Below are 640 nucleotides of genomic sequence, written 5' to 3' on the forward strand. Positions count from 1 at the left end.
TCCTGACTCACACGCCAGGCATTCATCACGTTCTAGAAGTGAAGCAGTCTGAGTTTAAAGACCTGCACGACATCTACGAGCAGGTGCTGGAACTTAGCCGTCCGCTTATTGAAAATAAAACGTTTGTGGTGCGTGCAAAACGCCGTGGTAAGCATGACTTCACGTCTATCGAGCTTGAACGTTACGTTGGTGGTGGTCTAAACCAAGCAGTAGAAAGCGCACGCGTTAAATTACACAACCCTGATGTGACGGTAAAAGTTGAAGTATCGGGTGACAAACTTAACCAAGTGTTGGCACGTTACAAAGGTCTAGGTGGCTTCCCTCTAGGTACTCAAGAAGACGTACTAAGCCTGATCTCAGGTGGTTTCGACTCTGGCGTATCAAGCTACCTACACATCAAACGTGGCTCTAAAGTTCACTACTGTTTCTTTAACCTAGGTGGCCCAGCTCATGAAATCGGCGTTAAGCAGGTTTCTCACTACCTATGGAACAAATACGGCTCATCAGCGAAAGTGCGTTTCATCTCTGTTGATTTCGAACCTGTGGTTGCTGAAATTCTTGAGAAAGTAGATGACGGTCAAATGGGCGTCATCTTGAAGCGTATGTTCATGCGCGCTGCTGGCATGATTGCTGAGAAGTT

The 640-nt window shown here is 46.7% G+C and carries 1 protein-coding gene; it reads left to right on the forward strand.

From position 1 onward, the window contains the following. The coding region (locus R8O11_RS28630; protein ID WP_318195046.1) for a tRNA sulfurtransferase at positions 1-640 on the forward strand (640 nt) is incomplete at both ends.

Source organism: Vibrio sp. 1288 (assembly GCF_033344475.1).